Genomic DNA, 218 nt, shown 5'->3' on the forward strand with positions numbered 1-218 from the left:
GGTGTGCCAGCCTTCGGTGCCGGTGGTGGCGGCGGTTTCCATGATGGAAGCCGCGCGCGATCCCTTCGTACCGCTGTCGATGACCTTGATGGGCGGCCCGATCGATACCCGCCGCAATCCTACTTCAGTGAACAACCTCGCCGAACAGCGCGGCATCGAATGGTTCCGTAACCACGTCATCACGAAGGTGCCGTTCCCGCATCCCGGGGTGATGCGCG

Annotated in this window: 1 pseudogene; it reads left to right on the forward strand. The window is 63.8% G+C overall.

The features are described 5' to 3' along the window. Window positions 1-218, forward strand: a pseudogene (locus KJQ96_RS39800) (polyhydroxyalkanoate depolymerase); the annotation flags it as partial.

The sequence above is a fragment of the Bradyrhizobium sp. sGM-13 genome, assembly GCF_018398875.1.
GTDB lineage: Bacteria > Pseudomonadota > Alphaproteobacteria > Rhizobiales > Xanthobacteraceae > Bradyrhizobium.